Genomic DNA, 4,547 nt, shown 5'->3' with positions numbered 1-4,547 from the left:
ACCGGCGATCTGGCGCGCTACCTGCCGGACGGCAACATCGAATTCCTCGGCCGCATCGACCATCAGGTGAAGATCCGCGGCTTCCGCATCGAGCTGCCGGAGATCGAAGCCGCCGTCCTGCGCCAGCCCGGCATCAGCGGCGCGGTGGTCACGGTCCGCGAGGACCAGCCCGGCGAGCAACGATTGGTCGCCCACGTGACGACGGCAGGCCCCGCCCCGTCGGCCGAGGCCTTACGCGCCGGCCTGCGGGCAACGCTGCCGGAGTACATGGTGCCGACCGCCTTCGTGCACATGGAAACCTTCCCGCTCACCCCCAACGGCAAGGTGGACCGCAAGGCCCTGCCGGCGCCCACGCCGGCGGACCTGGTGCCCGAGACCCATTACGCCGCGCCGTGCACGTCGGACGAGACCGTCCTGGCCGAGCTCACGGCGGCGGTGCTGGGGCTGCCGCGCGTGGGCGTGCACGATGATTTCTTCGCGCTGGGCGGCCACTCGCTGCTGGCCATGAAGCTGATCTCCCGCGTGCGCGAACGGCTGCAGATCGAGCTGCCCTACCATCTCCTCTTCGAGCGGCCGACCGTGGCCGACCTGGCTGCCTGGCTGCAGGCAGCGTCAGACACCGGGCGCCACGCGCCGGCGACATCGATCCCGCCGCGCGCGCGCGGCGGCGACGCGCCGCTGTCCTTTTCCCAGCAGCGCATCTGGTTCGCCACCCAACTCAACAGCGACCCGGCGCTCTACACCATCACCCGCCTCTATCGGCTGGAGGGCCCGTTGCGCCTGGATCTGCTGCGCCAAGCCCTGCACCGCGTGGCCGCGCGTCATGAATTGCTGCGCGCCAGCTATCACACGGCAGAGGGGTTGCCCGTGCAGCGCCTGGCCGCGCAGGCGGACATCCCCATCGCCCTGATCGACGCCTCGGGCCACAGCGAGGCGGCCGCCCTGCGCCTGGCGCAGCAGGAGGCCGCACGCCCCTTCGACCTGGAACGCGGCCCGCTGCTGCGCTGTGTGCTGCTGCGCTTGGGCGCCGACCACCATCTGCTGCTGTTGAGCGTGCACAACCTCATCGCCGACGGCTGGTCCGTGGACCTGCTGATCGCGGAGCTGGGCGCGGCGTACCAAGCCCTGCTCCGGGGCGAGCCGGACAGCCGGCCCGCACCGGTCCTCCAGTATCCGGATTTTGCCGCCTGGCAGCGCGAGCAGATGCAGGGCGAGGCCCTGGCGCAGCAGCTCGCCTACTGGCGGGAGCAGCTCGGCGGCGAGCTGCCGGTGCTGCGCTGGCCGGTCGAGCGGCCGGCGGTGCTGGGCCACCAGGGGGCGGAGCACCGCTTCACCCTGTCCGCGGATCTGGCGCAGGCGCTGCAGGACTTCAGCCAAGCCCAGGGCGTGACCCGCTTCATGCTGCTGCTGGCCGCCTTCCAGATCCTGCTGCACCGGCACACCGGGCAGATGGATCTGCTGGTCGGCACGCCGTTGAGCAACCGCAGCCGCCGGGAGCTGGAAAACGTCATCGGCTTTTTCGCCAATACCGTGGCGTTGCGGGCGCGGCTGGGCGGCGACATGCGCTTTGCCGACCTGCTGGCGCAGACCCGCGAACGGGTGCTGGGTGCCTTCGCCCATCAGGATCTGCCCTTCGAGAAGATGGTCGAAGCCCTGAACCCGCCCCGCAGCCTGAGCCACAGCCCGATTTTCCAGGCCATGTTCGCGCTGCAGGATGACGACGGTGCCCTGCCCGCGCTGCCCGGCGTGCGGGCGATGCGGCTGCACCTGCCGGAAACCCGTGCCAAATTCGATCTCACCTTGTCTATTGCCGGAGATAGCTCACAACTCTCCTGCACGCTGCTGTACAACACCGATCTCCTGGACGCTGAATCCATCGCGCAGATGGCGGAGGAATTTGAGATGCTGCTTAGACAGATTGTGCTCGGCCCCGATCAGACCATCGCCAGCCTGGCCCAGCAGGCCGGCGCCGCGCGCCCGGCGCCCTACCCGCTGTCGCCCATGCAGGACGGCATGCTGTTCCAGACGCTGTCGCGGCCGGGCGCCGGCCTGAATCTGGAGCAGCTGCTGTGCCGCCTGCCGGAGGCGCTGGACGCGGCGCGCCTGGAGGCGGCCTGGCAGGCGCTGGTCGAGCGCCACGCCGTGCTGCGCACCGCCTTCGACTGGCACGGGCCGGAGGGCACGCGCCAGCAGCCGCAAGCCCGGGTATCGCTGAGCATCCGGCAGGAGGACTGGCGCGAGCACGCGCCGGCGGAGCAGGAGCGGCGCCTGGCCGAGTATCTGGCCGCCGACCGCGCACGGGACTTCGATCTGCGCCAGGCGCCGCTCCTGCGCGTGGCCCTGTTCCGCACCGCCGATGCCGACTACCGGATGCTGTGGACCTTCCCGCACCTCCTGCTGGACGGCCGCTCCATCCAGCTCCTGATGCAGGAGCTCTTCGCCCTTTACGATACGGCCGGCGCGGCCCGGCTGCCGGCGCGGCCCGCCTATCGCGACTTCATCGACTGGTGCGACCGGCAGGACCGGGATGGCGCCGAGATCTACTGGCGCGGGCTGCTGCGCGGCGTCGAATCGCCTACCCGGCTGCCGGTGGCGGGCTTGGGCGTGATGCCGGACGCCCAAGGCGCTGGCGTGCGCCGGCTGCGGCTTTCCGCGGCCGGCAGCGAGCGCCTGCAGGATTTCGCCGCCCGGCACGGCTTGCGGCTCAGCACCCTGATCGAGGGTGCCTGGGCCCTGCTGCTGGCGCGCTACAGCGGCGAGGCCGAGGTGCTCTTCGGCAGCGTGCACAGCGGCCGCAACCCAGCCATCGCCGAGGTCAAGTCCATGGTCGGGCTGCTGATCAACACCCTGCCGCGGCGCGTGCCCGTGGACCCCGGGCAGCCGCTGCTCGACTGGCTGCGGGCCCTGCGCGCGCAACAGCTGGAATCCCGCCGCCACGAACAGGTGCCGCTGGCGCGGATCCAGCAATGGAGCGATTTGCCGGAAGGCGCACCGCTCCTGGACAGCATCGTCATGTTCGATCGCGAGAGCCTCGATGCGGCCCTGCGCAGCCAAGGCGGCGCCTGGGCCGCGCGCGAGTTCGAGCTCTTCGAGCGCACCGGCCTGCCGTTGACCCTGATCGCCTACGGCGAGCCGGTGGTCGAACTCAAGCTGCTCTACGAACGCGAGCACTACGGCGACGCAGTGGCCGAAGCCATGCTCGGCCACCTGCAGACCCTGCTGGAAGGCATGGCCGCGCAGCCCGCGGCCAAGCTCGGCCAACTGCCGCTGCTCACCCCGGCCGAGCACCAGCGCATCGTCTACGACTGGAATGCCACGGCCCTGGATTTGCCGCTGGACCGTGGCCTGCATGAGCTTTTCGAGGCCCAGGTCCAGCGCACGCCGGCGGCCACCGCCGTGGTCTGCCAGGACGAGCGCCTGGACTATGCCGAGCTCAACCGCCGCGCCAACCGGCTGGCCCACCGCCTCCAGGCCCAGGGCCTCGGCCCCGAGGACCGGGTCGGCGTCTGCCTGCCGCGCTCGGTGGACCTGCTCGTCGCCGTGCTCGGCGTGCTCAAGGCCGGCGCCGCCTACGTGCCGCTCGACCCCAGCTACCCGCCCGAGCGCCTGGCCTTCATGTGCCGCGATGCCGGCATCGGCCTGCTGCTCACCCACGGCCATCTGCGCGCCCGCCTGCCCCAGGGCCCGACCACCCAGTGCCTGGACGATCCCGCGCTCCTGGCCGGCCAGCCCGAGCACGATCCCGCGCGGCCCTGCGCCCCCGACCAGCTCGCCTACGTCATCTACACCTCAGGCTCCACCGGCCAGCCCAAGGGCGTCGCCATCGAACACCGGGGCCTGAGCAACCTGCTCTTCGCCCTGGACCAGGCCGTCTACGACCGGCACGGGCCCGGGCCGCTCAAGGTGGCGATGAACGCCTCCTTTTCCTTCGATGCCTCGGTCAAGCAGTACATGCAGATCGCCCGGGGCCATGAACTGCACATCCTGTCCGACGCGCTGCGCTATGATCCGGCGGCGCTGCGGCGCCATTTGCGCGAGCAGGACATCGACGTGCTCGACTGCACGCCGTCGCAGCTGCGCCTGCTGCTGGATGCCGAGCCGGAACGGCCGTTGCCGGGGGTGGTGCTGATCGGCGGCGAAGCCATCGACGAGATGCTCTGGCAGCGCCTGCGCGGTGATCGCCGCAGCACCTTCTACAACGTCTACGGACCGACCGAATGCACCGTGGACGCCACTTGCATCCGCATCGCGGACGGTCCGGCGCAACCGGTCATCGGCCGGCCGCTGGCCAACGTGCACGCCTACGTCCTCGACGCCCAGGGCACGCCGCTGCCGCCGGGCGAAAGCGGCGAGCTTCACATCGGCGGCAGCGGCGTGGCGCGCGAGTACCTCAACCGCCCCGCGCTGAGCGCCGAGCGCTTCCTGCCCGATCCCTTCCAGCCGGGCGGCCGCCTGTACAAAACCGGCGATCTGGCGCGCTACCTGCCGGACGGCAACATCGAATTCCTCGGCCGCATCGACCATCAGGTGAAGATCCGCGGCTTCCG

General features: G+C 71.0%; 1 protein-coding gene. It reads left to right on the top strand.

Annotated features, from left to right (window positions below; genetic code table 11):
* Nucleotides 1–4,547 (top strand): non-ribosomal peptide synthetase (locus G579_RS0113160; protein ID WP_028990539.1); only part of this gene is annotated, 4,547 nt, incomplete at both ends.

It is taken from the genome of Thermithiobacillus tepidarius DSM 3134 (genome assembly GCF_000423825.1).
In the GTDB taxonomy this organism is placed as follows: Bacteria; Pseudomonadota; Gammaproteobacteria; order Acidithiobacillales; family Thermithiobacillaceae; genus Thermithiobacillus; species Thermithiobacillus tepidarius.
This window is presented reverse-complemented; position numbering and strand designations above follow the sequence as displayed.